The organism is Streptomyces sp. NPDC056479 (genome assembly GCF_042795335.1).
Lineage (GTDB): Bacteria > Actinomycetota > Actinomycetes > Streptomycetales > Streptomycetaceae > Streptomyces.
Genome location: NZ_JBHTRZ010000004.1, coordinates 449,508 through 475,563, shown reverse-complemented (window position 1 = coordinate 475,563; position 26,056 = coordinate 449,508). Strand labels below are relative to the sequence as shown.

At 69.2% G+C, this 26,056-nt stretch carries 31 protein-coding genes; 18 read left to right on the top strand and 13 right to left on the bottom strand.

Annotation, left to right across the window (positions count from 1 at the left end):
• Window positions 1-11 precede the first annotated feature (11 nt).
• From ACFQ6S_RS18710 to bla, 3 genes are read right to left on the bottom strand one after another with little or no spacing between them, the layout of a single operon-like run.
• Entirely contained in the window at window positions 12-956 is a 945-nt protein-coding gene (locus ACFQ6S_RS18710) for a hypothetical protein (RefSeq protein ID WP_383410457.1), read from the bottom strand.
• Window positions 953-1,477: a SigE family RNA polymerase sigma factor gene (locus tag ACFQ6S_RS18705; protein WP_383410454.1), complete on the bottom strand. Its 525-nt coding sequence runs from the start codon at window positions 1,475-1,477 to the stop codon at window positions 953-955. The genes ACFQ6S_RS18710 and ACFQ6S_RS18705 overlap by 4 nt, the downstream gene beginning before the upstream one ends.
• 58 nt (window positions 1,478-1,535) lie before the next feature.
• On the bottom strand, window positions 1,536-2,405 hold the full coding sequence (gene bla, locus ACFQ6S_RS18700) for a class A beta-lactamase (RefSeq protein WP_383411281.1): 870 nt from the start codon (window positions 2,403-2,405) through the stop codon (window positions 1,536-1,538).
• A 161-nt stretch (window positions 2,406-2,566) separates the two neighbouring features.
• Here bla and ACFQ6S_RS18695 point away from each other — a divergent pair, with 161 nt between their 5' ends.
• Window positions 2,567-3,727: an abortive phage infection protein gene (locus tag ACFQ6S_RS18695; protein ID WP_383410451.1), complete on the top strand. Its 1,161-nt coding sequence runs from the start codon at window positions 2,567-2,569 to the stop codon at window positions 3,725-3,727.
• 12 nt (window positions 3,728-3,739) lie between these two features.
• Window positions 3,740-4,171, top strand: a complete 432-nt coding sequence (locus tag ACFQ6S_RS18690; RefSeq protein ID WP_383410448.1) for a VOC family protein — start codon at window positions 3,740-3,742, stop codon at window positions 4,169-4,171.
• Here ACFQ6S_RS18690 and ACFQ6S_RS18685 read toward each other — a convergent pair whose 3' ends face one another.
• Both ACFQ6S_RS18685 and ACFQ6S_RS18680 read right to left on the bottom strand, forming a co-directional pair.
• Entirely contained in the window at window positions 4,172-5,653 is a 1,482-nt protein-coding gene (locus tag ACFQ6S_RS18685; protein ID WP_383410445.1) for an alpha/beta hydrolase, read from the bottom strand.
• A gap of 107 nt (window positions 5,654-5,760) precedes the next feature.
• Window positions 5,761-6,288, bottom strand: a complete 528-nt coding sequence (locus ACFQ6S_RS18680) for a GNAT family N-acetyltransferase (RefSeq protein ID WP_383410441.1) — start codon at window positions 6,286-6,288, stop codon at window positions 5,761-5,763.
• 180 nt (window positions 6,289-6,468) lie between these two features.
• On the opposite strand from ACFQ6S_RS18680, the gene ACFQ6S_RS18675 reads away from it, so the two are divergent.
• From ACFQ6S_RS18675 to ACFQ6S_RS18650, 6 genes are all read left to right on the top strand, one after another.
• Entirely contained in the window at window positions 6,469-7,263 is a 795-nt protein-coding gene (locus ACFQ6S_RS18675) for an SCO2525 family SAM-dependent methyltransferase (protein WP_383410438.1), read from the top strand.
• A gap of 86 nt (window positions 7,264-7,349) precedes the next feature.
• The gene (locus ACFQ6S_RS18670) at window positions 7,350-9,200 is read left to right on the top strand and encodes an SCO2524 family protein (RefSeq protein WP_383410435.1); all 1,851 of its coding nucleotides are present in this window, start codon (window positions 7,350-7,352) and stop codon (window positions 9,198-9,200) included.
• Between the two features lie 3 nt (window positions 9,201-9,203).
• Window positions 9,204-10,121, top strand: a complete 918-nt coding sequence (locus tag ACFQ6S_RS18665) for an SCO2523 family variant P-loop protein (RefSeq protein WP_383410433.1) — start codon at window positions 9,204-9,206, stop codon at window positions 10,119-10,121.
• Window positions 10,118-11,098 (top strand): SCO2522 family protein, encoded by a 981-nt coding sequence (locus tag ACFQ6S_RS18660; RefSeq protein ID WP_383410430.1) that lies wholly within the window; start codon window positions 10,118-10,120, stop codon window positions 11,096-11,098. Before ACFQ6S_RS18665 ends, ACFQ6S_RS18660 begins: the two co-directional genes overlap by 4 nt.
• A 1-nt stretch (window position 11,099) precedes the next feature.
• The gene (locus ACFQ6S_RS18655) at window positions 11,100-12,071 is read left to right on the top strand and encodes an SCO2521 family protein (RefSeq protein WP_383410427.1); all 972 of its coding nucleotides are present in this window, start codon (window positions 11,100-11,102) and stop codon (window positions 12,069-12,071) included.
• 114 nt (window positions 12,072-12,185) lie between these two features.
• Window positions 12,186-13,049: a DUF6879 family protein gene (locus ACFQ6S_RS18650; RefSeq protein ID WP_383410424.1), complete on the top strand. Its 864-nt coding sequence runs from the start codon at window positions 12,186-12,188 to the stop codon at window positions 13,047-13,049.
• On the opposite strand, the gene ACFQ6S_RS18645 is transcribed toward ACFQ6S_RS18650, so the two are convergent.
• Together ACFQ6S_RS18645 and ACFQ6S_RS18640 are read right to left on the bottom strand one after the other, a co-directional pair.
• Window positions 13,033-13,305, bottom strand: coding sequence for a DUF397 domain-containing protein (locus tag ACFQ6S_RS18645; RefSeq protein WP_383410421.1), 273 nt, complete (start codon window positions 13,303-13,305; stop codon window positions 13,033-13,035). The two genes, ACFQ6S_RS18650 and ACFQ6S_RS18645, sit on opposite strands and share 17 nt — an antisense overlap.
• Entirely contained in the window at window positions 13,287-14,120 is an 834-nt protein-coding gene (locus ACFQ6S_RS18640) for a helix-turn-helix domain-containing protein (protein WP_383410418.1), read from the bottom strand. Before ACFQ6S_RS18640 ends, ACFQ6S_RS18645 begins: the two co-directional genes overlap by 19 nt.
• 86 nt (window positions 14,121-14,206) lie before the next feature.
• Here ACFQ6S_RS18640 and ACFQ6S_RS18635 point away from each other — a divergent pair, with 86 nt between their 5' ends.
• Genes ACFQ6S_RS18635 through ACFQ6S_RS18610 form a run of 6 tightly spaced genes read left to right on the top strand, consistent with a single transcriptional unit; the run spans window position 14,207 to window position 17,060 of the window.
• Window positions 14,207-14,440: a hypothetical protein gene (locus tag ACFQ6S_RS18635; RefSeq protein WP_383410415.1), complete on the top strand. Its 234-nt coding sequence runs from the start codon at window positions 14,207-14,209 to the stop codon at window positions 14,438-14,440.
• Entirely contained in the window at window positions 14,437-14,652 is a 216-nt protein-coding gene (locus ACFQ6S_RS18630) for a hypothetical protein (RefSeq protein WP_383410412.1), read from the top strand. The genes ACFQ6S_RS18635 and ACFQ6S_RS18630 overlap by 4 nt, the downstream gene beginning before the upstream one ends.
• A 30-nt stretch (window positions 14,653-14,682) precedes the next feature.
• Window positions 14,683-15,333, top strand: a complete 651-nt coding sequence (locus tag ACFQ6S_RS18625) for a DUF1266 domain-containing protein (RefSeq protein ID WP_383410410.1) — start codon at window positions 14,683-14,685, stop codon at window positions 15,331-15,333.
• The gene (locus ACFQ6S_RS18620) at window positions 15,330-15,461 is read left to right on the top strand and encodes a hypothetical protein (protein WP_383410407.1); all 132 of its coding nucleotides are present in this window, start codon (window positions 15,330-15,332) and stop codon (window positions 15,459-15,461) included. Before ACFQ6S_RS18625 ends, ACFQ6S_RS18620 begins: the two co-directional genes overlap by 4 nt.
• On the top strand, window positions 15,458-16,204 hold the full coding sequence (gene recO / locus ACFQ6S_RS18615; RefSeq protein ID WP_383410405.1) for a DNA repair protein RecO: 747 nt from the start codon (window positions 15,458-15,460) through the stop codon (window positions 16,202-16,204). The genes ACFQ6S_RS18620 and recO overlap by 4 nt, the downstream gene beginning before the upstream one ends.
• Window positions 16,205-16,220: 16 nt before the next feature.
• Window positions 16,221-17,060, top strand: coding sequence for an isoprenyl transferase (locus tag ACFQ6S_RS18610; protein WP_383410403.1), 840 nt, complete (start codon window positions 16,221-16,223; stop codon window positions 17,058-17,060).
• 75 nt (window positions 17,061-17,135) lie between these two features.
• Here the strand turns inward: ACFQ6S_RS18610 and ACFQ6S_RS18605 are convergent, their stop codons facing one another.
• The 5 genes from ACFQ6S_RS18605 to ACFQ6S_RS18585 form a co-directional block, all read right to left on the bottom strand.
• Window positions 17,136-17,528: a hypothetical protein gene (locus ACFQ6S_RS18605; protein ID WP_383410400.1), complete on the bottom strand. Its 393-nt coding sequence runs from the start codon at window positions 17,526-17,528 to the stop codon at window positions 17,136-17,138.
• Window positions 17,529-17,663: 135 nt separating this feature from the next.
• A complete protein-coding gene (locus tag ACFQ6S_RS18600) occupies window positions 17,664-18,080 on the bottom strand; it encodes a Fur family transcriptional regulator (RefSeq protein WP_107906654.1) in 417 nt (138 codons plus the stop codon).
• A gap of 60 nt (window positions 18,081-18,140) precedes the next feature.
• A complete protein-coding gene (locus tag ACFQ6S_RS18595) occupies window positions 18,141-19,043 on the bottom strand; it encodes a metal ABC transporter permease (protein WP_383410398.1) in 903 nt (300 codons plus the stop codon).
• Window positions 19,043-19,834 (bottom strand): metal ABC transporter ATP-binding protein, encoded by a 792-nt coding sequence (locus ACFQ6S_RS18590; protein ID WP_383410394.1) that lies wholly within the window; start codon window positions 19,832-19,834, stop codon window positions 19,043-19,045. The genes ACFQ6S_RS18595 and ACFQ6S_RS18590 overlap by 1 nt, the downstream gene beginning before the upstream one ends.
• Window positions 19,831-20,787, bottom strand: coding sequence for a metal ABC transporter substrate-binding protein (locus ACFQ6S_RS18585; RefSeq protein ID WP_383410391.1), 957 nt, complete (start codon window positions 20,785-20,787; stop codon window positions 19,831-19,833). Before ACFQ6S_RS18585 ends, ACFQ6S_RS18590 begins: the two co-directional genes overlap by 4 nt.
• Window positions 20,788-20,949: 162 nt before the next feature.
• Between ACFQ6S_RS18585 and ACFQ6S_RS18580 the strand changes: the two genes are divergently transcribed.
• Window positions 20,950-22,332 (top strand): glycine--tRNA ligase, encoded by a 1,383-nt coding sequence (locus ACFQ6S_RS18580; RefSeq protein ID WP_383410388.1) that lies wholly within the window; start codon window positions 20,950-20,952, stop codon window positions 22,330-22,332.
• Between the two features lie 153 nt (window positions 22,333-22,485).
• A complete protein-coding gene (locus tag ACFQ6S_RS18575) occupies window positions 22,486-23,406 on the top strand; it encodes a DUF4394 domain-containing protein (RefSeq protein ID WP_383410385.1) in 921 nt (306 codons plus the stop codon).
• 10 nt (window positions 23,407-23,416) lie between these two features.
• On the opposite strand, the gene ACFQ6S_RS18570 is transcribed toward ACFQ6S_RS18575, so the two are convergent.
• Window positions 23,417-24,526 carry an endonuclease/exonuclease/phosphatase family protein gene (locus ACFQ6S_RS18570; RefSeq protein ID WP_383410382.1) on the bottom strand — a complete coding sequence of 370 codons (1,110 nt, stop codon included), beginning with the start codon at window positions 24,524-24,526 and terminating at the stop codon, window positions 23,417-23,419.
• 186 nt (window positions 24,527-24,712) lie between these two features.
• On the opposite strand from ACFQ6S_RS18570, the gene ACFQ6S_RS18565 reads away from it, so the two are divergent.
• Window positions 24,713-25,324 (top strand): LysE family translocator, encoded by a 612-nt coding sequence (locus tag ACFQ6S_RS18565; protein ID WP_383410379.1) that lies wholly within the window; start codon window positions 24,713-24,715, stop codon window positions 25,322-25,324.
• A gap of 60 nt (window positions 25,325-25,384) precedes the next feature.
• Window positions 25,385-26,050 (top strand): 1,4-alpha-glucan branching protein, encoded by a 666-nt coding sequence (locus ACFQ6S_RS18560; RefSeq protein WP_383410376.1) that lies wholly within the window; start codon window positions 25,385-25,387, stop codon window positions 26,048-26,050.
• Window positions 26,051-26,056 lie beyond the last annotated feature (6 nt).

Below are 26,056 nucleotides of genomic sequence, written 5' to 3'. Positions count from 1 at the left end.
CTATCGGGGCGCTACGGCAACGTTCGTTCGTAGTACTTGTCCTCGTCGGAGTCGTAGACCAGCTTGCCGCCGGCGTCGTAGCCCTTGATGTGCGGCGCCAGGGTGACCTGCTCGTTCAGCACCCCGGACGCCACGAACCAGCCGTGGTCGAGGGCGGCCTCGGTGCCGGCGTCGCCGTAGGACACCGTCACCTTGGCCACCGACGGCTTGACCGTGCCGACCACACCCCAGCGGAAGGGCAGCTTCCAGTTGCCCCGGTCCAGGAATGACTGCTGGTAGAGCTTGCCGCCGTTGGGGTCGACGAACACCGGGCCCTCGTCCGGGATGACATCGGCGTCATTGCCGACGCTGGTGTTCAGGCCCTGTGTCTCGCCGTCCTTGACGCGGCAGATCAGCCGGGTCGGCTGAGGCTTGTCCTTCACCGCGACGACGAACATGCCGTCGCCGGGCGCGTTGGAGTCGCCGGTCGAGTTCATCGCGAGGATGATCCGGTAGCCGTCGGCCGTGCCCAGGCCGGTGTCGCCCGGGTGCGAGGGCCCGGACCGGTTGTAGTCCAGGCAGCTCTCCAGCCCCTGCGTCGCCTGCTCGAAGGTGATCCCGTCCAGCAGTTGCCCCGCCGTGGCCGGCCGCGCGGGCCGGCTCGGAGTCGGGGACGGCGTCGGCGAAGGGCCCCGCGAGACACTGGCCGACGGCGTCGGTGACGTCGCCGCGCTCCCGCCGTCCGGCCCCCCGCCGCCGATCGCGTACGCCCCCACCGGCATCGCCGCCAGCGTCACCAGCGCCGCCCCCGCCGCGGCCACCCGGCGCCTGCGCTCGACCGCACCCCGGCGCCGGATCGCCGGATACGGCGCCGGCGACGGCCGGATCGTGTAGGCGTCCTCGGCGAGCAACTCCCGCAGCCGCTCCTCGAAGTCCCGCTCGCCGTCGGCTTCCTGCCGCCGCTCGTCGTCGTTCACCTGCTGCCTCCCTGCCCGGACGGTGTCATCCGGGAGAGCCCCGGGTACGTACGCAACTTCGCCAGCCCCTTGGACGCCTGGCTCTTGACCGTGCCGACGGAGCAGCCGAGGACGTCGGCGACCTCCGTCTCCGACAGGTCCTCCCAATAACGCATGACGACCACCGCCCGCTGCCTGGGCGGCAGTTGGGCCAGAGCGCCGAGCAGCGCACCGCGCTCGTCCACGCCCGCGTAGCCCTCGTCGCGCCCCGCCACCTCGGGCGGCGCGGCCGTCAAAGCCTCGGCGACCCGCCGCTTGCGGAACCGGTCGCTGTTGCAGCTGACCAGCATCCGCCGGACGTACGCCTCAGGATTGTCGGCCCGCGCCACCCGCCGCCACGAGCGGTAGGCCTTCGCCAGCGCCGTCTGCGTCAGGTCCTCGGCGTGGTGCGCGTCGCCGGTGAGGAGATACGCGGTCCGCACCAGGTGGGACCACCGCGCCCTGACGAACTCCTGGAACTGGGCCTCTTGTTCGGCCTTCATCAAGCACCCTCCCTCGCCCTCCAGACCACCGAAGAGTAGAAATGGGTTGCCCGGTGCGTCAGACGAGAATTTCTGAGAGGAACCTGGCGGTCTCCGCCACCAGGGCGTCGTCCCAGACCGCGTCCTGAGCGGGCTTGGTGGACAGCACGGCGAGGACGACCGGGGCGCCGTCGGGGGTCCAGGCGACGCCCACGTTGTTGGTGGTGCCGTAGGAACCCGAGCCCGTCTTGTCGGCGATGGCCCAGGTCTTGGGCAGACCGGCGCGGAAGCGTTTGCCGCTGGTGGTGTTGCTCAGCAGCCAGTGGGTGAGCAGGGCCCGGTCCGGGCGGTTCAGGGCGTCGTCGCCGAGGACCAGCCGGCCGTAGGTGCGGCCGATCGCACGGGGGCTCGTGGTGTCCGTGACGCGCCACGGCTCCGCCGAGTTGAGTTCCGTCTCCCAGCGGTCCAGGCGGGTCACCGGGTCGCCGAGGGAGCGGGCGAAGCGGGTGATGGCGGTGGGGCCGCCGAGCTCGCGCAGCAGGAGGTTGCCCGCGCCGTTGTCGCTGTAGGTGATGGCGACCTCGCACAGCTCGGCGACCGTCATCCCCTCGGCCAGGTGCTCCCTGGTCTTGTCGGAGCCGGACTCCGGCAGGTCCGCCTCCGTGTAGTGGATCCGGCGTTCGAGGAATTCGCCGTCGCGGTCGAGGTCCCGCAGGACGGCCGCGGCGGCGAGCGACTTGAAGACGGAGCACATCGGGAAGAGCTCGTCGGCGCGATGGGTGACGGTCTTCCGCGTACGGACGTTGTGCGCGAACACGCCCAGACGGGCGCCGTGCTGTCGTTCCAGTTCGCGCAGGCGGTCGGTGGTGGCGGCTTGGGCGGGCGCGCCGGTGAGGAGCGCGGCGGCGGTGGCGGTGCCTGCGGTGAGCAGGGTGCGTCGGCCTAGGATCTCGGTCTCCTTCGCTCGATTTCCTCTGACGGATGGTGACGTTTCCGTCTGACGGTGGTGACGATCTCTGCAGTGATCGACGCCGTACGTCAATCCTTGGTTGCCGTGCCGTAGACCATCGGCCGACAGCCGAAGGCACGCGCGCTCGTCACAGTGGCCGTATGGAGAACACCAAGGGGATCAGCCGGGCACGATTTATCGCGGGGGCGGCCGCCGTCGGACTGGCGGGGGCGGTGCTGCCCGCGAGCCGGGCCGCGGCGACCACGGGAGAATCGCGGCACAGGGGACTGAAGCACCGCGGCGTCGTCTACACCGTCGGCGCGGGGGAGACGCCCGGCACCGCGTGGAGCGCCGCCCGGATGTGCCGGGACATCCGCGTCATCCGCGACGAGCTGCACGCCGACACGGTCGACGTCACCGGCGACGGCGTCGACCGCCTCACCGCCACCGCCGCCGAGGCCGCCGAACGCGGGCTGCACGTCTGGCTCCAGCCGACGCTCGGGGACGTGCCGGAGCGGGAGATCCTGGACTCGATCGCCGAGTGCGGCCGGTTCGCCGAGCGGCTGCGCCGGCAGGGCGCGAGCGTCGACTTCAGCGTGGGCTGCGAGTTCTGGCTGTTCGTGCCGGGGATCGTCCCGGGCGAGACGGTCCTGGACCGCGTCGACAACCTCCAGAAGGGCAACGTCGACATGGCGAGGATGCAGCGCCGTCTGGCCCGCTTCACCGCGAAGGCCGCGGCGGTGGGCCGCTCCGTCTTCCACGGCCGCCTCAGCTACGCCGCCGCCCAGGACGAGGAGTTCGAACCGGTCGACTGGAACCGCTTCGACGTCGTCGGCATCGACTACTACTCCTGCTTCCGCCAACCCGCCGACCACGTACGCGAGTTGCGCCGCTACCAGCGCTGGGGCAAGCCCCTGGCCATCACCGAGTTCGGCACGTGTGCGTATGCCGGCGCTCCCGAGGCGGGCGGCATGGGCTGGAACATCGTCGATTACACGAAGGAGCCCAATGAGATCAAGGGCGACCCGGTGCGCAGCGAACGCACCCAGGCCGCCTACCTGGTCGATCTGCTGCAGGTCTTCGAGTCGATGAACCTGTACGCGGCGATGGTCTTCGAGTTCGTCACCCCGGACGCCCCGCACCGCCCCGACAACCCCCGCTACGACCTGGACCTGGCCAGCTACGCCATCACCAAGCCGGTCAAGGACGACCCCGACGACCCGGCTTCGGGCTGGCACTGGGAGCCGAAGGAGGCCTTCCACGCGGTGGCCCGCCAGTACGGCCGACGGGCGCGGACCGCCCCGCGGGGTCACCATGGCTGAGGAGGTGCGTGTATGGATTGGACCCTTGAGCTGATCGGTGTACCGGTCACGGACGTGGACCGGGCCAAGCAGTTCTACAAGGAGCAGTGCGGATTCCGCGTCGACATCGACGCGCCGTTCTTCGACGGCGCACGCTTCGTCCAGCTCACCCCGCCCGGCTCCCGCTGCTCCATCGTGCTGGAGTCGGGCATGCCGGACGCGCCTGGCCAGTCCAGGACGGCGCCCGGCTCGCTCCAGGGCCTCCAGCTCTGCGTCACGGACATCGAGGCGGCCAGGGCGGAGCTGGTGGGACACGGGATCGACGTGACCCCGGTCATGCATGTGGGCGCGTCCGGATGGACGGAGGGCCGGGGGGAGACGTGGACCTCGTTCCTCTTCTTCCAGGACCCCGACGGCAACGGCTGGGCGGTCCAGGAGGCCCCGGCACCCCTCGCCGAACGCTGACTACTTGCAGTACTTGTCCCGGGCCGGACGCTCGCCCGTCGCCAGGTAGTGGGAGACGGTGGCGTCGCCGCACGCGTTGCCGTTGTTGAGGTAGGCGTCATGGCCCGTGGAGTTCATGGTCACCATGACGGCCCGCCGGCCGTAGGCCTCCCGCAGCTTCAGGGCGCCGCTGAGCGGCGTGGCCACGTCCCGTTCGTTCTGGATCATCAGGACGTTGGACGGTCCGCGGTCCGTCACCCGCAGCGGCGCCTCCTTCGGCCGCCACGGCCACGCGCTGCACGGCAGGGCGTTGCGCGGCATGCCCGCGGTGAGCGGGTACTTCGCCCGGCTCTCGGCGACGCCCTTCTCGTACACGGCCGCCGACCTGGGCCAGGCCGCGTCGTTGCAGATCGTCCCGGCGCCGACCGCGAGGTAGTTCTGCAGCGCCGACTCCGGCGGGCTCGGCGGCGCAGGCGGCAGCGTGCCCTTCTCGGCGGCCGGCATCAACTTCGCCAGGACCGGGTAGTCGTCGGGGTCGTAGAGGCTGTTCAGCATGGTCGCGCGCAGCACATTGCCGTTCAGCTCCGCCGGGTTGGCGCCGGGCCAGGGGATCGGCTCGCGGTCCAGACGGGCGGCGAGAGCGAGGAAGCGGGAGCGCACCTCGGCAGGGGTGCCGGCGACGCGGTCCGGGTTGCCGGGCCTGGAGGCCCACTTGGCGAACTCGGGGAAGTTGTCCTCGACGCCCACCTCGAACGCCCGGAGCCACGCGCGCTCCGCCTCCACGGGGTCGGGGTTGTCGCTGCTGTCCAGCACGATCCGGTCGGTGCGCTGCGGGAACAGCTCGGTGTAGGCGGCGCCGATATAGGTGCCGTAGGAGACGCCCCAGGCGGACAGCTTGCGCTCGCCGAGGGCGGCCCGGATGCGGTCGATGTCCCGGGCGTTGTTGAGCGTGCTGATGTGCTTGATCAGCTCGCCGCCGTTGCGGGCGCAGGCCTCCCCCATGCGCCGGCCCAACGCCATGTTCTCGGTGACGGAGCCGTCGGGGGCGGGCCAGGGCAGCCGGCTCGTCACGGACAGGTCGTCGGAGTCGACGTCGCAACTGACCGGCGTGGAAGGCGCGTTGCCGCGCGGCGCGAAGCCGATCAGGTCATAGGCGTCCCGCACCTCCTGCGGCATCAGCTTTCCCTTGTCCGAAGGGTGGGCGAGGCTGTCCCCGCCCGGCCCGCCGGGGATCATCAGCAGTGCGCCCCGACGGGCGGAGGGCTTCTCGCTGGGGATACGGGAGACGGCGATGTCGATCTTCGGGCCACCGGGGTCGGCGTAGTCCATCGGTACGGACAGGGTCGCGCACTGCTGGCGCTGATCGAGCCCGTCACCCTCGCAGTCGGTCCACTTCAGCGGCGCGGGCGTGCCGGAGGCGGACGCGGTGAGCGGGGTGACGAGTCCGAAGACGACTCCGGAAGCGGCGGCGATCAGGGCGGCACTCTTCGTGATCTGCTTCATGCGCAGCAGCCTGACGGACCATGACGGAGCGTCACATCCGGGCAACTCCCGTATCTTCCCTGGGGATTACCTCCGGTGTCTCTCCTGGGGATTCCCCCATACGGCCCCTACGTCAGCCCCAGCACCATGATGAGCCGGTCCTCGCCGGGCCCCAGATAGTCCCGGTGCACGCCCCCCTCGGCGGCAAACCCCAGGGACCGGTACAGCATGATCGCCGCCGCGTTCGTCGGCTCCACGGTCAGCCGCACCTCGTGGACCCGCTCTCGGCGCAGCTGGCGCAGCACCTCCAGCATCAGCCGTTTTCCCAGCCCGCGCCCGCGCCGGTCGGCGCTGACGGCGAGGCTGAGGACCCAGCACACATAGCCGTCCGAGGTGGTGACGAAGAGTACGTAGCCGTGCAGGCAGTTCCCGTCGTCGAGGACGAGGACGCGGTCGCCGTGCACATCGAGGTGCTGGCGCAGGACGAAGTAGGGGTACGGATCCTCCGGGAAGACCTCCCGGTCGACGCGCAGCAGCTCGGGCAGATCCGCGTCGGTGACGCCCCTCATGGTCAGCGGCCGATTGCTGATGTCGGCGAGGAACGCCTGGTCAGTGTGGCGACCCAGAACAGGGAAACGTTCCTCCGGCACGGCCATCAACTGCCCCCTATGTGATGGATTGGAGTCACTCGTGCGGGTGAGCACCTGTTGCCAGCCCTTTCAGGCGCTCGGTTCGAGATCAGCCCATCTTGAGCAGCGCAATCGGGTGGTTCAAGAGTGCGAGATGCTTATGCCTCGACGCGCTCCCAGTGCGCCTTCCTTTGGTACCGTGACAGAATGACCCAGAGATCGTCGGGGGGCGTCCAGTTGAAGAACGCTGAGGTGCGCTGGGCGGCATTCGACCCGATCGCCTACGTTGATCACAACTACCGCGACTTACAGGCAGAGGACGCGGAGATCCTGCACATGGTACGGGATCATTTTGGCGATCATTTCCAGAAGCAGGGCGGCGGCCCCGTTTCCGGTATCGACGTGGGCGCCGGCGCCAATCTCTATCCCGCACTCGCCATGATGCCGTGGTGCGAGGAGATCACCCTGTTCGAGCACTCGTCCGCGAACGTCTCCTACCTCAGGAGCCAGGTCGACTGCTACGACGGCAACTGGGACCAGTTCTGGGACGCGCTGCGCGGGCACGAGGCGTACAACTCCCTTGGTATGGACCCGCGGGAGAGGTTCCGGAAGGTCGTCTCGGTCGAGCAGGGCGACCTCTTCGATCTCGCGCGGTACGAGCGCCGGTGGTCCATGGGGACCATGTTCTTCGTCGCCGAGTCGATGACCACCTCCTACCGGGAGTTCAGGCTGGGCGTCGAGCGCTTCATGCTCGCCCTCGCCCCGGGTGCCCCCTTCGCGGCCGCCTTCATGGAACATTCGAAGGGCTATCACGCGGGCGAGCATTTCTTCCCGGCCTGTGACGTGGGAGAATCCGAGGTGCGCGAGAGCCTCGAGGCATTCGTGACCGACGTCAAGGTGCAACGGCTCGAATCCGAGGCCGAGGTACGCGACGGATATTCCGGAATGATCGTCGCCTACGGCTGGCGCAGCAATTCGGATTCGGTCATTCCGATCGACTGACCGGTGTGTCTTCACGGTGAATCTTCACAACAGAAGAGCGATATTCCTCAAGTGATGGCAGTGCTGCCTGTGTGAGGGGCATAGGGATGCAGATCAAGCCACGCCAGCATCTGCTGGACATCTGGCAGGCAATCGCCCGCCACTCTTTCGACGGGGGAGAGTGGGAGTGGGGCGACTGGGGCGGAGAGAGCAGTGTGGCCGACGCCGAGCGGCTGCTCTGCCTGCTGTACCCGGCAACCGAGATCCCCGCGTTCCGGCTGGACGACCCGGACACCACGGAGGAGGACGTCCAGCAGGTCCTGAAGAAGGCGGGCGGCCGGCTGGACATCCCGGCCAACCTCGTCACGGCCGCGGCCGACTTCATGCGCGCCCACACCGGCGACGACAAACGGCCGACCTTCGCCGGCGGCTACTACTTCGGCTCCGCGGACAAGACCAGGGAAGTCACCGAGGAACAACGCCAGGTCGGCGTGGTCGACTCCTTCTCCATGTCGATCACCCTGTGCCTGGCCACCCTCGGCTTCCTCAAGATCTACGAGACCAGGACCCGGCGCAGCGACATCAAGGAGACCATCGCCGAGCTGCGCCTGGCGACCAGCAACCGGCTCACCGCCGCCATGGTCAGCCTGCTGCGCTCCTTCGTCGTCAACGTCTTCGACACCGACTCCTCCCAGGGCCGTACGCTCAGCGAACTCCTCGGCCAGCAACGGCTGTCGCAGCGACAGGTGCTGAACAAGTTCCAGAACCGCTTCCGCGCGCTGCGGGCCGCGATCGTCGAGAGCGTCTACCTCGGTATCGACGTCCAGGAAGGCCTCAAGGACGAGAACCAGCTCTTCGAGTGCGGCTGGGCGTGGAGCATGGTCAAGGACTCGCCCGAGGTCGAGACCAGCGAACCCGTCGGGCCGCAGCCCGAGGGCGTCGCCAACCCGGTGCCGTATCTGTACTTCACCGTGGTCGCCCTCGACGGTATCCAGGACCTGTTCTCCGACCGCACCCTCACCCTCGGCCTGCTCAACACCGAACAGCAGCGGCTCGCCGAGGCGCTCCGGCTGCGGTGGGAGCTGACCCAGCAGTACTGGTCCCGCATCGCCCGCTTCGACGACGACCGCTGGCCCCTGGAGGACATCCCCTGGCGTACGACGGGACAGAAGCTGGAGTCCGAGTACTTCTCCCTCTCCGTCGCCGCCATCCTCGTGCACGACCTGATGCGCCGCCGGGCCACCGACGACGACCTGAGCCGCACCGTCGGCATCATGGAGCGCCTTGCCGAGCGCGGCCGTATCACCAGCCGGATGACCCGCGACGACCCCGTGGTGCACGAGCTGCACAACATGGGCGTCGCCCTGCCGTTGCAGGGCAGTGAGCGGATCGGGCCGCCCATGACCTGGGCCATGACCGACTTCTCGGCACAGCTGCTGAAGCGGACCGTCCAGCTGTGCACCCTGTCGCGCAACCTCGCCTCGCACGACCGGCTGCTCAGACTCGCCGAGGACGTCTTCGACCACATGTGGCGCCGCCGCATCCGGGACGGCGAGGGCGCCGGCCTGTGGGACAACGTCCACGCCGCGTACCCCGAGGCGGAGATCCAGAAGCGGCGCGTCCCGGTCTCGTGGAGCATCACCGAGCGGGTCACCGAGGTGATGGTCCAGGCCCACGCCATGTACCGCCAGCCACCGATCCGCAGCCTCGAACTCACCGAGCTCGCCCGGGCGTTGCTCAGCGAGTCCGCCCACCTCCTGGGCAACGAACAGATGGAACCCGCGCCCGCCGGAGACGGGCGGCACGGAATGCAGCTCAGGAACATCGAGGTCAAGTTGCGCCGCGCCCGCAGCCTCGTGGACGAACAGCCGGGTACGGCCTACGCGTTGACGCTCGACGTGCTGGGACAGCTCGACTCGCTCTCCCGTGCCCGCGAAGCCGCGGACCGGGGAGTGTGAACCGTGCTGATCTTCGCCGCCTCCGACAAGGGAGGCACGGGCCGCTCCGTCACGAGCGCCAACCTCGCCTACCACCGCGCGCTGGCCGGGGACGACGTCTGCTACCTGGACTTCGACTTTGGCTCGCCCACCGCGGCGGCCGTCTTCGACGTGGCCGACGCCCGCCAGGAGACCGAGGACCGCGGCCTGCACGCCTACCTCATAGGGGAGGTCAGCGAACCGGCCCGGATCGACGTCTGGTCCGAGACCGAGCACCAGGTACTGCGCTTTCCGCCGCCCGGCTGCGGCCGCCTGGTGCTGATGCCCGGCGACATCAGCGGCGGTGAGTTCGCCACCAGCGACGACAATCTGCGCCGCTGCGTCGACCTGCTGATGACGCTGTACTACGAGTTCGACCTGGTCGTCGTCGATCTCAGCGCCGGCCGTTCCTACGCCGTCGACATGGTCCTGGAGGCCACCGCACAGCCCGAGATGCGTGAGGTCACGGCGCGCTGGCTGGTGTTCCACCGCTGGACCCGCCAGCATGTGGCCGCCGCCGCGAGCCTGGTCTTCGGCAAGCGCGGCATCGTCGCCGGCGGCATCGAGCGCGGCCATGGCGAGGAGGCGCTGCGCAACGCCATCCGGTTCGTACGGGCGGCCGTACCCGACCCGGAGTCGCCGCTGTGGTCGCAGGTCTCGCCCACCCAGTCGGCGTGGATGCGCAAGACCGACGGCGACCTCAAGCAGCTCGCCTCCACGCACGGCATCGGCTACAGCCAGGTCCTCGGCTCCGTACCGCTCGAACCGGTCCTGCAATGGCGTGAGCAGCTCATCACCGACGAGGACGTGCTCGACAGCCAGATCGCCAACCAGGAGACCTGGACCGCGCTGAGCCAGCTCGCCGGACGCCTGACCGACGACAAGTACTGGGAGCAGGCGTGAGCGAAGCCGTGTTCCAGGAGACCACCGCGGAGCTGCGTACCCAGTCCGTGCCGCTGGCCCATCTCTCGCTGGAGCTGGGCCACCTCTACATGGAGGACTTCGAGGCGGGCGCCAAGCGGCTCGGCGAGCACTTCGCCGAGGTGCGGATCTGGGCGGACGCCGTGCACGCCTCGGCGGCCCGTCGCAGCAAGCGCCCGCGCATCAGCACCTGTTTCCTCATCGACGACTACTTCACCCGCTTCTCCACCCCGGCCGAACTCATCCCCATGGTGCTCAAGGAGGCCGAGAAGGCGGGCCTCGTCATCGACTACCTGGCCCGTGAGTCGGCCTGCGCGGTCGCCGACCGCATCGAACTCGCGGAATCGGTCATGCACCGCCTCGTCGAGTCCCCGCCGCCCGGCAGCTACGGCTCCCGCCCGTCCGTCAGCCAGACCGGCTGGCTCGCCAACGGCCAGCGCACCCCGACGACCTCCCGCAGCGCCCTGGGCGAGGTCAAGGGCTGGGAATCGCCCCAGGAGACGGCGGCCCGCAACCACTCCATCTTCATGGACGTCGAGCTGTGGTCCGAGAAGGACGGACGGCGGCTGTGGTCCTGCCCGTTCCTGGCCGCCGTATGGCAACTGGCCCGGCTCGGCCTGTTACGGCACCTGGGCGAGCCCGTGCTGATGCCCAAGGACTGGCAGGGCGAGGACTTCCCGCACGACTGGGACCGGCTGCCGCCGCTGGTCAAACTCACCGACACCAAGGCAGCGTTCAGCGCGTACCGCACCTGCACCCTGATGCCGAACCGCTTTCTCGCCGTCGAGGACGCCGTACGGCTCATCCTGGATCAGATAGACGTCGACGCGGGGGCGCTCCGGCAGGTCGCCGAGCGGTCGGCCGGCGAGGGCGTGCCGGTACCGGCGGCCGTCGCCCAGCGTGCCACCTACGTCTTCTACGAGGAGCCGGGCGACTCCTCCGAGGCCGAGGAGAGCTGAGATGACGGCGGCCCCGGGACACCCCGCGCGTTCGGTCCTCGCCTGCGGCGAGGTGCGTACCTGTCTGCTGCCGTCCCACCAGCCGCTGGACGCCCGCGCCGCCGCCCAGCTGCTGCGGCTGCGCGCCGACGAACCCGTCCGGGTCTCCGAACGGCCCAGCATGTACGCCCGTTCCCCCGAGATCCTGACCGGCGTGGACTGCCGGCTGCCCGCCTCCAACGGCTCCAAGGTCCGGGGCGTCGGTACGGTGGCCGCCCGCGCGGCGCTGACCGAGGGCAGGCTGCTGCAGTCGACGGCGTACTTCAGCCTCCCGGCCGCCGGGCCCGACGTACGCCGCCCCTGGGGGCAGTACCTCGTACGGCCCGGTCTGGTCGAGCCCTTCGGCAAGCTGCCCCAACAGGCCACGGCGGAAGGCGTGTTGCGCGGCGCCCGGCGCGGTGAGCTGGATCTCGGGATGATCGCCGAGGGTCTGCTGGCCGGGCTCCGGCGCCATGCCCTGCTGGACCGCAGGGTGCCCTTCAAGTCCAGCCCCACCAGGCTGCGTTGGGTCGCCCGCCGCGAGGCCGACGGTGAGCGGGCGTCGCTGGTGAACTTCACCGTGGCCGAGGGCGGGCTGCGGACCGTGGAGATACGGCTGCCGGAGCACATCCCGGCGGCATCCGCGGCGGGCATTTGCGAAGATCTCGCCCTGCACGACTGGCTTTTGACGACTGTTCAGCACATGCTTGACAACAGCAGGCTCGGTGCGACGGACGGGCCTTCCGTGGTCGAGATACTGCATCCCGTCGTCGTACATCTGCTGCATCTGTGGATGCCGCGCGCGCACGTCGACCCCGCGCTGGGGCACCTTTGGGACGTGCTGGAAGACAAGCCGGGGTTCTCCCGGCAGTGGGAGAACCTGAGCCGGCGCATCCGCGACCGACTGGCCCTCCAGGCCGTAGCGACATCGCAACAGGCGCTGAGCAGACGCTGAGGGGCGCAACCGAACCACCAACCCGACGGGGGATGAGACATGAACGGAGCGTCATCGTTAGGAGCAGGGAGTAACGGGCAAGTCGCACCGCGCCAGGATCAGCGCACACCGAAGATGTTCTGGCGGATACTGATCACGGCCGGGGCGGCCGGTGGCACCTTCCTGCTGACCAGCATTCTCAACGAGGACGACGGGAACATCTGGCAGTGGGTGGCCTCCATCGTCATCGGCAGCGCGGCGCTGATCGTGCAGTACCTGGTCGACTTCGGGGAGCGGTTCGAGAAGGTCGACCGGCGCTTCAACGAGATCCTCGCGGCGACCGAGCTTTTCAGCCAGGTCGACGGGTCCCTGCTGCGCTCCGATGAGGTGACCCGGCTGGTCCTCGGCTACACCAAGGTCCGTGAGCAGGGCGGCGACATCGTGCAGGCCTTCGCCGAGAAGGAGCTCGGCCGGCTCGCCAAGATGATGGAGGGGCTCGGCAGCGGCACCGCGGACTGCCCCGGCGAGAACCACGAGTGGCTGATCGACATCACCGACTGCGTGAAGATGACCCTCGACGCCACGAGCACGTCGGTGGACCGGGAGTTCTGGACCAGCGGGCCGGCCGAGCGGTACCTCGCCGCGCAGGAGAAGGCGATCAAGCGGCGGGGCGTGGAGATCCGGCGCCTGTTCATCGTGCGGGACCCCGACGAGGTCACGTCCGAACTCAGGGGGCTGTGCGAGAGCCATCGCCGGCGCGGCATCGACGCGCGTATCGCGGTGCGGTCACTGATGCAGTCCAGTCCCAGGGTGAGCGACTTCATCGTCTTCGACGGTGAACTCTGCCACGAGACCAAGCCGGACCAGGAGAACAACCCGGACAGCACGTTGCTGAGTTCGGAGCCGGACCATATCGAGGACCACATCGCCCAGTTCACCGAGCTGTGGGCAGAGGCGGAGCGTCAGCAGACGGCTCAGCCGGTCACCTCAGACACGTGAGGAAACCGCCCCAGGCGCGGGCGGTGACGAGGATTACGGGGCTGTCCGAGGCGAGCTTGGAGTCTCGGACAGGGATGACGCCGGGGACTCCGTCGGCTATCTCGACGCAGTCTTCCCCGCCGCTGCCGCCGCTGTAGGTGCTCTTGCGCCACGCGGCGCCCGGGAAGTCGTACGCGACCTCGATGCAGTCGCCGCCATTGCCGTCGCTGTAGGTGCTCCTGCGCCAGCTCGCGTTGCTCAGGTCGTACTCGCGCATCGTCTGTAGTCCTCCGCCGCCGACTCGACCAGGGCCAGGGACGCCTCCGGCGGCAGCGCGGCGGCCCTGATCAGATCGTATGCCGCGTACGCGTGCTTCACCACAGCCGGATCGTCCAGCAGATTCCCCGAATACACGGCTTCTGTATAGGCCGTTGGCGGTGCGTCCTCGAACTCCATGAGCTTCAGCGAACCGGTCATGAGGGCGTAGGCCCCAGCCGTATACGGCAGCACCTGGACCAGCACCTTGCGCTCCCGTGCCATCGCCACGACGCGCTCCAGCTGGTCCGCCATGACCGCCGGGCCGCCGACCGGGACGCGCAGCACGTTCTCGTGCAGCACCACCCAATACACGGGCCTTGTAGCGTCCTTGAGGATGTACTGGCGATCCAGGCGGCCGGATACCTTGTCGTCGACGTACTCGTCCCCCGCGAACGCGTTCATCGCCAGCGTCACCGCCCGCGCGTACCCCGCCGTCTGCAACAGGCCCGGCACCAGCGCGGGCGCGAACTCGCAGATCTTCGTCGCCAGCCGCTCCAGCTCTGCCGCCTTCGCGAAGTATTCCGCGTACCGCCGGTCGTTGATGAGCCGCTTCCACAAGCGCTCGAAAATACCGTCGGTTTGCAGGGCCTCGTCAATCCGCTGAGCTACGTCCAATTGCGGCTTTCGAATTGCCTGTTCGAACTGGCCGATGTAACCACCGGAAACAAATACCCGGGAACCCAACTCCACCTGAGTGATTCCGACGTTCTCCCTTCGCCGCTTCAGTTCTGCCCCGAAGAACTCCCAGGCGGCCTGACGCGAACCGTTGGCCATGGCAACCCCCTTGCGCTGCCCCGCACTTGTAGGGCACAGACTCCTGCCGAGTGTAGGCGTCGCAGGTCACCATGGAGATGGAATGCGTGAAACCCAAATACGAGGGGAGCAAGGTGACGGCACGACACTCGGCGCGCTGCGTCGAAGAAGCGGAGGAAGCAGTGAAGGAATTGCGGGCGGTGCTGCAGAAGGCAGGAATTACGCTGCCGACACTCCGGATCGATCCGGCGAGTCTTGCGCGTGAAGCCCCTTGCCCGCTCGTCGAATTGGGCCGTTGTTCCGTCGAGACCGCGCAGCGCCTCGCGGCGGTGATGCGGTGAAGCCACCGATCGGGGCCTATGTCGTCGACACTCGTTCGGGTCGGATCGGCGTGGTGATGGGACACGAGGGGCCGTATGTACAGCTGAGGCCGTACGGCGGCGGCAAGGAGTGGGACGCCGAGCCGACGGCGGTGAGGAACGCCACGCCCGCCGAGCGACTGCGCGCCGCGACGGCGTACGCGAACGCACGGAGCAGGGGCGAGGTTCCTTGACGTAGCGACGTGCGCATAGGGTGCGGCGACATGGCTTTGTGGAGATGGAGAAGGCGCGGTGTGAAGGCGGCCCGCCGCTACCCCGTGCCGCTCACCGTGCATCAGCTGTGGATGGTCGCGCTGAGCGCGCCGGTGAGCCGGGACCGGGGCGCCTCGCGGACCACGCTGTACCCGTATGCGCGGATCGACGACGACAGCGCCCGGCGCTGGCTGGCCGACCAGTGGGAGATCACCTCGCGGGAGCAGCTGGTCGGCCGGCTCGACGAGCTGTCCCGTACCGGCTACCGGGCCAGGGCGTACCGGCTCACCGGTGTCGCGCCGCTCGCATGGGACGCCGCGCTGTACGTCGACATCGCCCGCCGGGGCTTCGGCTGCGGACTGATCGGCGAGGACGACGCGTGGACCGCGCTGAAGAACATCGTGCCGGCGGTGGTGGGCACGTACGGCTCCTGGCACGAGTACGCCGCCCACTATCTGCTCGGGCGGCAGGTCTGGCGGGACGGGCTGCGCGGCACGGAGGACCCCCGGCCCCCGGCGTCGCAGGAGGTCGCCGACGAGCATCTGCGCTCCCTGCTGGACCCGGCGAATCGTTCCAGCCCTTGGAACATGGCCCCCTGGGATGCCATAAGCCACCCCGACCGCACCCGCTGCCCCCTGCCGTACGCGAGAATGAACCCATGAGCCTGTTCCGCGACGACGGCATCGTGCTGCGCACCCAGAAACTCGGTGAGGCGGACCGGATCATGCTGTGCCTACCCGGGGGCCACCCCCCGGACCCCCGGCCGGACACCCCCGGGGGTGCGCGATGAGTCTCTTCCGGGACGACGGCATCGTCCTGAGGACCCAGAAACTCGGAGAAGCGGACCGGATCATCACGCTGCTCACCCGTGGGCACGGGCGGGTGCGGGCCGTGGCCCGGGGTGTGCGGCGGACCAAGTCCAAGTTCGGTGCTCGGCTCGAACCGTTCTCCCATGTCGACGTGCAGTTCTTCGCGCGGGGGAGCGAGCTGATCGGGCGAGGTCTGCCGCTGTGCACACAGAGCGAGACCATCGCTCCCTACGGCGGCGGGATCGTCAGCGACTACGCCCGCTACACCGCCGGGACGGCCATGCTGGAGACCGCCGAGCGGTTCACCGACCACGAGGGCGAGCCGGCCGTGCAGCAGTACCTGCTGCTCGTCGGCGCCCTGCGGACACTCGCCCGCGGCGAGCACGCCCCGCACCTCGTTCTCGACGCGTTCCTGCTCCGCTCCCTCGCCGTCAACGGCTACGCCCCGACCTTCAGCGACTGCGCAAAGTGCGGTATGCCCGGACCGAACCGCTTCTTCTCGGTCGCCTCCGGAGGCTCGGTCTGTGTCGACTGCCGGGTGCCGGGTAGCGTCGTACCGTCCCCGCAGACACTGGAACTGCTCGGTGCGCTGCTTACGGGAGACTGGGAGACGGCGGACGCCTGCGAGCCGCGGCACGTCCGGGAGGGCAGCGGGCTGGTGTCCGCCTATCTGCACTGGCACCTGGAGCGCGGGCTGCGCTCGCTTCGGTACGTGGAAAAGTAAGGGAGACGACAAGCACATGGCCGTGAGTGGGTTCCTGGGGCGTCGGCGACGCGAGTACAAGGCGCCGGAGCCGCACCCGTCCGGCGCCCGCGCGCCGAAGCTCCCGGGCGAGCTGATCCCGAAGCATGTGGCGATCGTCATGGACGGGAACGGCCGCTGGGCGAAGCAGCGCGGGCTGCCGCGCACCGAGGGCCACAAGGTCGGTGCCGAGCGGGTGCTGGACGTCCTCCAGGGTGCGGTCGAGATGGGTGTGGGGGCGATCTCGCTGTACGCCTTCTCCACCGAGAACTGGAAGCGCTCGCCGGACGAGGTGCGCTTCCTGATGAACTTCAACCGCGACTTCATCCGCAAGACCCGCGACCAGCTCGACGAGCTCGGGATCCGGGTGCGTTGGGTCGGGCGGATGCCCAAACTGTGGAAGTCGGTCGCCAAGGAGCTGGAGATCTCCCAGGAGCAGACCAAGGACAACGACAAGCTGACCCTGTACTTCTGCATGAACTACGGCGGGCGGGCCGAGATCGCGGATGCCGCGCAGGCTCTCGCCGAGGACGTACGGGCCGGTCGGCTGGACCCGTCGAAGGTCACCGAGAAGACCTTCGCGAAGTACCTCTACTACCCGGACATGCCGGACGTGGACCTGTTCCTGCGCCCGAGCGGCGAGCAGCGCACCTCCAACTACCTTCTCTGGCAGAGCGCCTACGCCGAGATGGTCTTCCAGGACGTGCTGTGGCCGGACTTCGACCGGCGTGACCTGTGGCGCGCGTGCGTGGAGTTCGCCTCGCGCGACCGGCGGTTCGGTGGCGCGATCCCGAACGAGGAACTGCTCGCCATGGAAGGCCGCCCCGAGGAGGGCTGACCCCCTGGACGCACGGGAACGGCCCCGCTCCACCGAAGTGGAGCGGGGCCGTTCGCGGTTCTGCTCAGAGCGACATCAGTTGTCGTTGAGGAACGTGTAGTCCTTGCACTCGCCGTCAGGCGCGCGGCAGAACTTGAAGCCGATGCGGGTGTTCTCCGGCAGGTCGAACTTGCCGCCCATGCTGGCCTTCTTGGTGGCGGTGTTGCCCTCGCCGCCGACGGTGAAGGAGTAGCGCGGGTTGCCGCTCGGGCTGCCGATGTACACGTTCATCGTGACACCACGGCCGTCGGCGTCGTTGTCCTTGATCGTGACAACGTCACCGTACTCGTTGAAGAAGCCGGTGCCGCTCCAGTCGACGCCGGGCACGTTCCCCCAGGCGTCCCCCGTGTGCATGGTGTGGTCGGCGGCCACGGCGGAGTTCGCGACGCCCATCACGAGCGCGGCGCTCGCAGCGGCCACACCTGCCATACGTCCCAGTTTCAAGTTGTTCTCCCCTGTGTTCTCTGTGGCTCCTGTGGTCGCAGAAGCCGTAATGATCATACAAACGTATGATCACGAACGGATCACCAGGGGTTCATGTTTTCGCCAACTGGCCGGATTTGCTCAGCCGTTGGCCGCCGCGCACTCCGCGCATGTGCCGAAGATCTCCACCGTGTGCGCCACGTTCACATAGCCGTGCTCCGCCGCGATGGCGTCCGCCCACTTCTCCACCGCCGGGCCCTCGACCTCGACGGCCTTGCCGCAGACGCGGCAGACCAGGTGGTGGTGGTGCTCGCCGGTCGAGCAGCGGCGGTACACCGACTCCCCGTCGGAGGTGCGCAGGACATCGACCTCGCCGGCGTCGGCGAGGGACTGGAGCGTGCGGTAGACCGTGGTGAGCCCGACCGAGTCGCCCTTGTGCTTGAGCATGTCGTGGAGCTCCTGCGCACTGCGGAACTCGTCGACCTCGTCAAGGGCGGCCGCCACGGCTGCACGCTGCCGGGTGGCTCGGCCCTTCACGGGCGGTCCTGCCGTCGTCACCGGTTGCCTCCTCACGTCTGCGCCTTGCCGGGCCATTGTGCCAGCCCGGACCGGGAGCGGTCAGACGCTCACCTTTCCGTCGCTCTCCCTGCTGGCCGGAATCGCGCACTCCGCCGGGTCGCCGGAGGGTTGCGCGGCCGCCATGGCGCGGGCCCTGCGCCGGGCCAGCGGGGTCGCCAGCGCGGTCAGCGCGATGAACGCCCCGATGGTGAGCAGCACGATCGTCGCGCCGGGCGGCACGTCCTGGTAGTACGAGGTGACCGTGCCGCCGATCGTCACCGTGATGCCGATCGCGACGGCGATGGCGAACGTCGCGGCGAAGCTGCGGGTCAGCTGCTGGGCCGCAGCCACCGGCACCACCATCAGCGCGCTCACCAGCAGCAGGCCGACCACCCGCATCGCGACCGTCACCGTCACCGCGGCGGTGATCGCCGTCAGCAGGTTCAGGGCGCGCACCGGGAGACCGGTGACCCTCGCGAACTCCTCGTCCTGGCTCACCGCGAACAGCTGGCGGCGCAGGCCGAGGGTGACCAGCACCACGAAGGCGGCGAGCAGGATGATCGCCGTCACGTCCGACTCGCTCACCGTGGACAGCGAGCCGAAGAGGTACGACGTCAGGTTCGCGTTCGAGCCGTTCGGCGCGAGGTTGATCAACATCACACCGCCGGCCATGCCGCCGTAGAAGAGCATCGCGAGGGCGATGTCGCCGCGGGTACGGCCGTACCAGCGGATCAGCTCCATCAGCACCGCGCCGAGCACCGACACCAGCGTCGCCATCCACACCGGCGACCAGGACAGCAGGAAGCCCAGGCCCACGCCGGTCATCGCGACATGGCCGATTCCGTCGCCCATCAGGGCCTGGCGGCGCTGGACGAGGTAGATGCCGACGGCGGGGGCGGTGATGCCGACCAGGACGGCGGCGAGCAGCGCCCGCTGCATGAATGCGTAGTTCAGGAAGTCCATCAGCTCAGCAGGCCCGTCCGGATCGGTTCGGCGTCGTGAGCCGCGTGCGGGTGTACATGGTCGTGGCCGGGCAGCGCGTGCTGGCCGACGGCCTTCGGGGGCGGGCCGTCGTGCAGCACACAGCCGTCGCGCAGGACGACCGCCCGGTCGATCAGGGGCTCCAGGGGGCCCAGCTCGTGCAGCACGAGCAGCACCGTCGCACCGCCCGCGACCTGCTCCCTGAGTGTGCGCGCGAGCACTTCCTGGCTGGCCAGGTCCACGCCCGCCATCGGCTCGTCCATGATCAGCAGTTCGGGCTCGGAGGCCAGGGCGCGCGCGATGAGCACCCGCTGGTGCTGGCCGCCGGAGAGGGCGTTCACGGAGTCCTTCACCCGGTCCGCCATGCCGACCAGCTCCAGGGCGCGGCGTACGGCGGCGTGGTCGGCCTTGCGGAAGACGCCGAAGCGGGTGCGGGACAGGCGGCCCGAGGAGACGACCTCGCCGACCGTGGCGGGCACACCGCCGGCGGCCGTCGTGCGCTGCGGGACGTAGCCCACCCGCGCCCAGTCGCGGAACCGGGCCCGCGGGGTGCCGAACAGCTCGATCTCGCCGGCGCTGAGGGGCACCTGGCCGATGACGCTGCGCACGGCCGTCGACTTGCCCGAGCCGTTGGCGCCGAGCAGCGCGACGACCTCACCGCGGCGCACGGTGAGGTCGATGCCGCGCAGGACGGGGCGCGAGCCCAGCTCGGCGCGGACGTCGCGCAGCGATATGACGGACTCGGTCATGCCGTCCTCCGTAGCGTTGGTCATTTGGCTCCCAGGGCCGACTTCAGGGCCGTGAGGTTGGCCTCCATGACCGCGAAGTAGTCGTCGCCCTTGGACTTGTCGGTGATGCCCTCGAGCGGGTCGAGGACGTCCGTCTTCAGGCCGGCGTCGTCGGCGAGGGTTTTCGCGGTCTTGTCGGACACGAGGGTCTCGTAGAACACGGTGGTCACGCCGTCGGCCTTGGCCTCCTGCTGGAGCTCCTTCATCCGGGCCGGGCTCGGCTCGCTGTCCGGGTCGACGCCGGTGATGGCCTCCTGGGTCAGGCCGTAGCGCTCGGCGAGGTAGGTGAAGGCGGCGTGGTTGGTGAAGAAGACCTTGGTGCGGGTGTCCTTCAGCCCGTCGGTGAACTGTGTGTTCAGGCCGTCGAGCTTCGTGACCAGCGCGTCGGTGTTCTTCTTGTAGTCGGCAGCGTGGTCCGGGTCGGCCTTCTCGAAGGCGGCGCCGACGCCCTTGGCGATCTCGGCGTACTTCACCGGGTCGAGCCAGACGTGCGGGTCGAGGCCGTGCGACTCCTCGTCGGAGTGGGCCTCCTCGCCCTCGTGCTCGTGCTCGACGTCGCCGTGGTCCTCCAGCTTGGTGAGGTCGGCGGCGTCGATCTTCGTGTCGAGGCCGGCCTGCCCGATGGCCTCGTCGACGGACGGCTGGAGACCCTTGAGGTAGAGCGCCGCGTCGGACTCCTCGAGCTGCGCGGTCTGCTTGGCGCTGATCTCCAGGTCGTGCGGCTCCTGGCCGGGCTCGGTCAGCGTGGTGACGTGCACATGGTCCCCGCCGATCTGCTCGGCGAGGAACTGCATCGGGTAGAACGACGCGACGACGTCGAACTTGTCCGTGTTGCCCGCGGCCGCGCTGTCCGAGGAGCAGGCGGAGAGCGTGCCGATACCGAGTGCGGTGACGGCCGCGAGGGCGATCCCGGATATGTGAGGTCGTCGTACGTTCATGACAGTCATTTTCAGCGAAGTTGGAAACGGTTGTCAACAAGCGTGAGCGGCCGTCCACAGAGGGCTACCGATTTGATTGAGGGGGAGTGCCCGCCGGTACCCTGAAGCATTCGCTGTGAAGCGCCTCGCTTCGTCGCCCGTCGTCGTAATGAAGAGAGCACCGTGGCCGCCGACAAGATCGACACCATCGTCAGCCTGAGCAAGCGCCGTGGCTTCGTATTCCCCTGCAGTGAGATCTACGGCGGCCAGCGCGCCGCCTGGGACTACGGGCCGCTGGGTGTCGAGCTCAAGGAGAACCTCAAGCGCCAGTGGTGGCGCTACATGGTGACGTCGCGCGAGGACGTCGTCGGTATCGACTCGTCCGTGATCCTTGCCCCCGAGGTCTGGGTCGCCTCCGGTCACGTCGCCACTTTCACGGACCCGCTGACCGAGTGCACCTCCTGCCACAAGCGGTTCCGCGCGGACCACCTGGAGGAGGCGTACGAGGCCAAGCATGGCCGTATGCCGGAGAACGGCCTTGCGGACGTGAACTGCCCGAACTGCGGCAACAAGGGCCAGTTCACCGAGCCGAAGCAGTTCTCGGGTCTCCTCTCCACCCACCTCGGCCCGACCCAGGACAGCGGCTCCATCGCCTACCTCCGCCCCGAGACCGCCCAGGGCATCTTCACCAACTTCGGCCTGGTGCAGACGACCTCGCGCCGCAAGCCGCCGTTCGGCATCGCCCAGATGGGCAAGTCGTTCCGCAACGAGATCACGCCGGGCAACTTCATCTTCCGCACCCGTGAGTTCGAGCAGATGGAGATGGAGTTCTTCGTCAAGCCGGGTGAGGACGAGAAGTGGCAGGAGTACTGGATGGAGCAGCGCTGGAACTGGTACACGGGCCTGGGTCTCCGTGAGGAGAACATGCGCTGGTACGAGCACCCCAAGGAGAAGCTCTCCCACTACTCGAAGCGCACGGCGGACATCGAGTACCGCTTCCGGTTCGGCGGCAACGAGTGGGGCGAGCTGGAGGGTGTCGCCAACCGCACCGACTACGACCTGAACGCCCACTCCAAGGCCTCCGGCCAGGACCTCGCCTACTACGACCAGGAGGCCGGCGAGCGCTGGACGCCGTACGTCATCGAGCCGGCCGCCGGTGTCGGCCGCGCGATGCTGGCGTTCCTGCTCGACGCCTACGTCGAGGACGAGGCGCCCAACGCCAAGGGCAAGATGGAGAAGCGCACGGTGCTGCGCCTGGACCACCGTCTGGCGCCCGTGAAGGTCGCGGTGCTCCCGCTCTCCCGTAACCCCGAGCTCTCCCCGAAGGCCAAGGGCCTCGCCCAGGCGCTTCGCCAGCACTGGAACATCGAGTTCGACGACGCCGGCGCCATCGGCCGCCGCTACCGCCGCCAGGACGAGATCGGCACGCCGTACTGCGTGACGGTCGACTTCGACACGCTCGAGGACAACGCTGTGACGGTGCGTGAGCGCGACTCGATGAAGCAGGAGCGTATCTCCCTCGACCAGATCGAGGGCTACCTGGCGAGCCGCCTCGTCGGCGCCTGAGGGATCCGCTGAAAAACCCCGATTCCGTTACGGACGTAACAGACGTAACGGAATCGGGGTTTTTGCCGTCCGGGGGGCGGTCCGCTCCGAAGGAGAGGTCATGCGCGGCCCGCAGCGGGCGGGGCGCGGCGAGGTATCTCTCACGGGGGCATCATGCGCAAGCAAGCAGTGGTCGGGGCGGCCGTACTGGCGCTGGGGGTCGGGACGGTCGGCTGGGTGGCGGCGAGCGACGGGGGCCAGGGCGGGGGCTCCGCCGTCGGCATCGAGGCGAAGGGCGGCGTCGGCGCGGGCCTGCCGCAGGCGTCCGGTGACCGGCTGGTCGCCGTCGGGCTGACCGGCGACCAGCGTCTGGTCCGCTTCCGCGTCGACCGGCCCGGCGTCGTCCTCCCGCTCGGCAAGGTGAGCGGCCTCAAGGGCGACGGCAGGCTCGTCGGCATCGACTACCGGGTGCAGAACAACAAGCTGTACGGCGTCGGCGACGAGGGCGGCGTCTACACGATCCGTGAGCTCGGCGCCAAGGCCACCAAGGTCTCCCAGCTGAGCGTGGCTCCGCAGGGCAGGAGCTTCGGCGTCGACTTCAACCCGGCCGCCAACCGGCTGCGCGTCATCAGCGACACCGGCCAGAACCTCCGCCACAACCTCGACGACCCGGCGGGCGCGCCGGCCGCGGGCACGACGGCCGTCGACGGCACCCTCACCAACCCGCCGGTGCCGCCCGCGACAACGGGTGCGACGGCGAGTGGCGTGACCGGGGCGGCGTACACGAACAACGACCTCGACGCGTCGACCGCCACGACCCTGTTCGACCTCGACACCGTCCAGGACCAGACCTCGATCCAGTCCCCGGCCAACGCGGGCAACCTGGCACCGACCGGGAAGGCGGGGGTGGACGTGGCGCTCGACTCGGGCTTCGACATCTACAGTTCGGCGAACAGCGGCACCAACTCCGGCTATGCGGTTACCGGTTCACGTGTCCTCAGGGTCGACCTGCTGACCGGGAAGGCGACGGTGACCGGCGGATTCCCGAAGGGGCGGCAGGTGCTGGATCTGGCGATACCCCTGCGGCAGGGCTGAGAACCGGCGCTCACAGGTCCAGGTCGGCGTAGAGGGCGGCGTGGTCGGAGGCCGCGTCGGCACTCGACTTCACCGAGTCGAAGGACTTGATGCCCTCGGCGTGGATTCCGCGGGTCTCCAGGGCGACGTGCTGGACGCCCTCCCACAGCTGCGGTGACAGAAGGAGATAGTCGATCTTGCGGCGCGGTGAGTCGCAGTCACCGAAAGTGCCGGGCAGCCCCCGGTAACTCGGGTGACTCATCGCGTCCCGCAGACCCGTGGCCAGGACGGCGCCGACGGGGTCGCTGTCGGGGAAGTCGTTGAGGTCTCCGGCGACCAGCACCTTCGGGGAGCGTTCCAGGGCCGCCTTGTAGATCTCCGCGACCCGCTTGGCCTGGTCCAGTCGCAGTGCCGGGTCGTCGTTGCTCTTGCTCTTGAGGTGGTTGCCGAGGAGCCAGAGGGGCTCCTTCCCGTCGAGGTCGATCTCGAACTCGGGGCAGTCCCGGCTGAACAACGGCTTGTCCTTGCGGCGTTCGAAGAGGTGCGGCCGTACGGAGGTGATCGGGTGGCGGCTCAGCACGCCGATGTCGATGCCACGGATGTCGTTGCCGTCGATCAGCATGCTGTACGGGTACGGCTTCATCTTCCAGGCTCCACCCAGGACCTGCTCGTTGAAGCGCTGCAGGGTGAGCCGGTCCTCGACCTCGACCATCAGCAGGATGTCGGCGTTGACCTCGGCGATCACCCGGCCGGTGTTCTTCACGGCCTCCCCGCTGAGGTCCTCCCGCACGAGTTCCGCCCAACCGGTCCAGTTCCTGCGGCCGGTGGCGAGGACCCGTACCTCGAAGTCGGCGCTGTCCGGCCGGCCGAAGGTCTGGAAGAGCTTGGCACCGCCTATGCGGGTCTGGTTGACGAAGATCGGCGGCGGGTCCTTCGGGTCCGTTTCATAGGCCCGGTGCTTCCTGATGATCTCGGCGATCCGCAGCTTCTCGTCCCGCTCGTACTTCGACAGGTCGAGCAGGGACACCAGCTCGGCGAAGTCGGCCAGGATACGGCGCCGTCGCTCGACGTCCTCGAGGCCGAGGGCCATGGGACGGCGGAAGAGGTTCTCGGCGTTGTAGGTGGCGATACGGATGGTCATGGCGCCTCCTCTGCGGTGGCGCAGGGGCGTCCGCGCGGCCGGGGCAGGCGCCACCGGGGGCTGCTCGCCGGCACTTCAATTTTCCGGCCGCTGCCGAACCGTGTCGAACGGAGCGGTGATTGGTCCCGTTGCCCGGCGGGCGATTGGCCCTGTTCCCTCGACTCGGGGCGGGAACAGGGTGGCCCCATGAGCCTCGCCTTCCTCCTCACCACCCTCGTCGTGGTCGCCACCCCCGGCACCGGGGTCGTCTACACGCTCGCCGCCGCGCTGTCCCAGGGGCGGCGGGCGAGTGTCGTCGCCGCCTTCGGGTGCACGGTCGGGATCGTGCCGCACATGGTGGCCACCGTCACCGGGGTGGCCGCACTGCTGCACGCGAGCGCGACCGCCTTCCAGATCCTCAAGTACGCCGGTGTCGCCTACCTCCTCTACATGGCCTGGGCGACGCTCAAGGACAAGGAGGCCATCGCCGTGGACGAGGGGGCCGCGCCCGTCTCCCCGGGGCGGGTGATCGTGCGGGGCGTGCTGATCAACATCCTCAACCCGAAGCTGACGATGTTCTTCTTCGCCTTCCTGCCGCAGTTCGTGGACCCGACCGCGTCCGACGCCCTGCCGCGCATGCTGGCGCTGAGCGGCGTGTTCATGCTGGCGACGTTCGTGGTCTTCGCGGCGTACGGCGTCCTCGCGGCCTCCGTGCGCAGCCACGTCACCTCCCGGCCCCGGGTGATGACGTGGCTGCGGCGGACCTTCGCGGGATCGTTCGTGGCACTGGGCGCGAAGCTGGCGGTCACCGCCCGCTGAGGGCTGGCACTTGATCGAAAAGGTCTGTCGGGGCCTCGGGTCCCCATGAGAGCCTTCGGCATGGCCATCATTCACCGCACCACCCTCAAGCCGACCAAGCTGGAACTGCTCACCACCTGGCTGCCCTCCCGCCCTTGGTACGGCGGTGCCGGTGAACCCCGACTGGCCAAGGCCGGCGGCTTCCGGCTGGACGACCCGGCGGGCGAGGTCGGGATCGAGTTCATGGTGGTCACCGATGAGGCGGGTCCGGAGGCGGTGAGCTACCTCACGCCACTGACCTATCGCGGCGCCCCTCTCGCCGGCGCGGAGCACGCCCTCGTCGGGACCACGGAGCACGGGGTGCTGGGCCGGCGCTGGGCCTACGACGGCTGCCATGACCCGGTGCTGGTCGCCGAGTTGTGGGCCCTGATCGAGGGCCGGGCCCCGGCCCAGGCGCAGAGCGTGACCGGCACCCTCGACCAGGAGGTCACCCGCTCCTACGCCGGTCCGGGGCTGCCGGTGGAGCAGATCACCGCCCCCGTCGTCGAGGACACGGCGAGCGGGACCCTGCTGGCCGCGCCGGACGGCACGGCCCTCCGGCTGCACCGTGTCCTGCGGCCCGCCCCGCAGGGCGCCCCGCTGCTGCCCGAGGGGTCCACCGGCCATGTCGGCGGCGCCTGGCAACTGCCCGACGGCACCCGTGCGCAGGGCCTGTTCGCCGCCCTGCACGCCGACGGGCGGGGCTGAGGGCCG

Coding starts and splice junctions, on each gene's coding strand:
- ACFQ6S_RS18705 (WP_383410454.1), bottom strand. CDS start 1,477: ATGAAGGCCGAACAAGAGGCCCAGTTCCAGGAGTTCGTCAGGGCGCGG.
- ACFQ6S_RS18695 (WP_383410451.1), top strand. CDS start 2,567: ATGGAGAACACCAAGGGGATCAGCCGGGCACGATTTATCGCGGGGGCG.
- ACFQ6S_RS18690 (WP_383410448.1), top strand. CDS start 3,740: ATGGATTGGACCCTTGAGCTGATCGGTGTACCGGTCACGGACGTGGAC.
- ACFQ6S_RS18685 (WP_383410445.1), bottom strand. CDS start 5,653: ATGAAGCAGATCACGAAGAGTGCCGCCCTGATCGCCGCCGCTTCCGGA.
- ACFQ6S_RS18680 (WP_383410441.1), bottom strand. CDS start 6,288: ATGGCCGTGCCGGAGGAACGTTTCCCTGTTCTGGGTCGCCACACTGAC.
- ACFQ6S_RS18675 (WP_383410438.1), top strand. CDS start 6,469: ATGACCCAGAGATCGTCGGGGGGCGTCCAGTTGAAGAACGCTGAGGTG.
- ACFQ6S_RS18670 (WP_383410435.1), top strand. CDS start 7,350: ATGCAGATCAAGCCACGCCAGCATCTGCTGGACATCTGGCAGGCAATC.
- ACFQ6S_RS18655 (WP_383410427.1), top strand. CDS start 11,100: ATGACGGCGGCCCCGGGACACCCCGCGCGTTCGGTCCTCGCCTGCGGC.
- ACFQ6S_RS18650 (WP_383410424.1), top strand. CDS start 12,186: ATGTTCTGGCGGATACTGATCACGGCCGGGGCGGCCGGTGGCACCTTC.
- ACFQ6S_RS18645 (WP_383410421.1), bottom strand. CDS start 13,305: ATGCGCGAGTACGACCTGAGCAACGCGAGCTGGCGCAGGAGCACCTAC.
- ACFQ6S_RS18640 (WP_383410418.1), bottom strand. CDS start 14,120: ATGGCCAACGGTTCGCGTCAGGCCGCCTGGGAGTTCTTCGGGGCAGAA.
- ACFQ6S_RS18625 (WP_383410410.1), top strand. CDS start 14,683: ATGGCTTTGTGGAGATGGAGAAGGCGCGGTGTGAAGGCGGCCCGCCGC.
- ACFQ6S_RS18620 (WP_383410407.1), top strand. CDS start 15,330: ATGAGCCTGTTCCGCGACGACGGCATCGTGCTGCGCACCCAGAAACTC.
- recO (WP_383410405.1), top strand. CDS start 15,458: ATGAGTCTCTTCCGGGACGACGGCATCGTCCTGAGGACCCAGAAACTC.
- ACFQ6S_RS18610 (WP_383410403.1), top strand. CDS start 16,221: ATGGCCGTGAGTGGGTTCCTGGGGCGTCGGCGACGCGAGTACAAGGCG.
- ACFQ6S_RS18605 (WP_383410400.1), bottom strand. CDS start 17,528: ATGGCAGGTGTGGCCGCTGCGAGCGCCGCGCTCGTGATGGGCGTCGCG.
- ACFQ6S_RS18595 (WP_383410398.1), bottom strand. CDS start 19,043: ATGGACTTCCTGAACTACGCATTCATGCAGCGGGCGCTGCTCGCCGCC.
- ACFQ6S_RS18590 (WP_383410394.1), bottom strand. CDS start 19,834: ATGACCAACGCTACGGAGGACGGCATGACCGAGTCCGTCATATCGCTG.
- ACFQ6S_RS18585 (WP_383410391.1), bottom strand. CDS start 20,787: ATGAACGTACGACGACCTCACATATCCGGGATCGCCCTCGCGGCCGTC.
- ACFQ6S_RS18575 (WP_383410385.1), top strand. CDS start 22,486: ATGCGCAAGCAAGCAGTGGTCGGGGCGGCCGTACTGGCGCTGGGGGTC.
- ACFQ6S_RS18570 (WP_383410382.1), bottom strand. CDS start 24,526: ATGACCATCCGTATCGCCACCTACAACGCCGAGAACCTCTTCCGCCGT.
- ACFQ6S_RS18565 (WP_383410379.1), top strand. CDS start 24,713: ATGAGCCTCGCCTTCCTCCTCACCACCCTCGTCGTGGTCGCCACCCCC.
- ACFQ6S_RS18560 (WP_383410376.1), top strand. CDS start 25,385: ATGGCCATCATTCACCGCACCACCCTCAAGCCGACCAAGCTGGAACTG.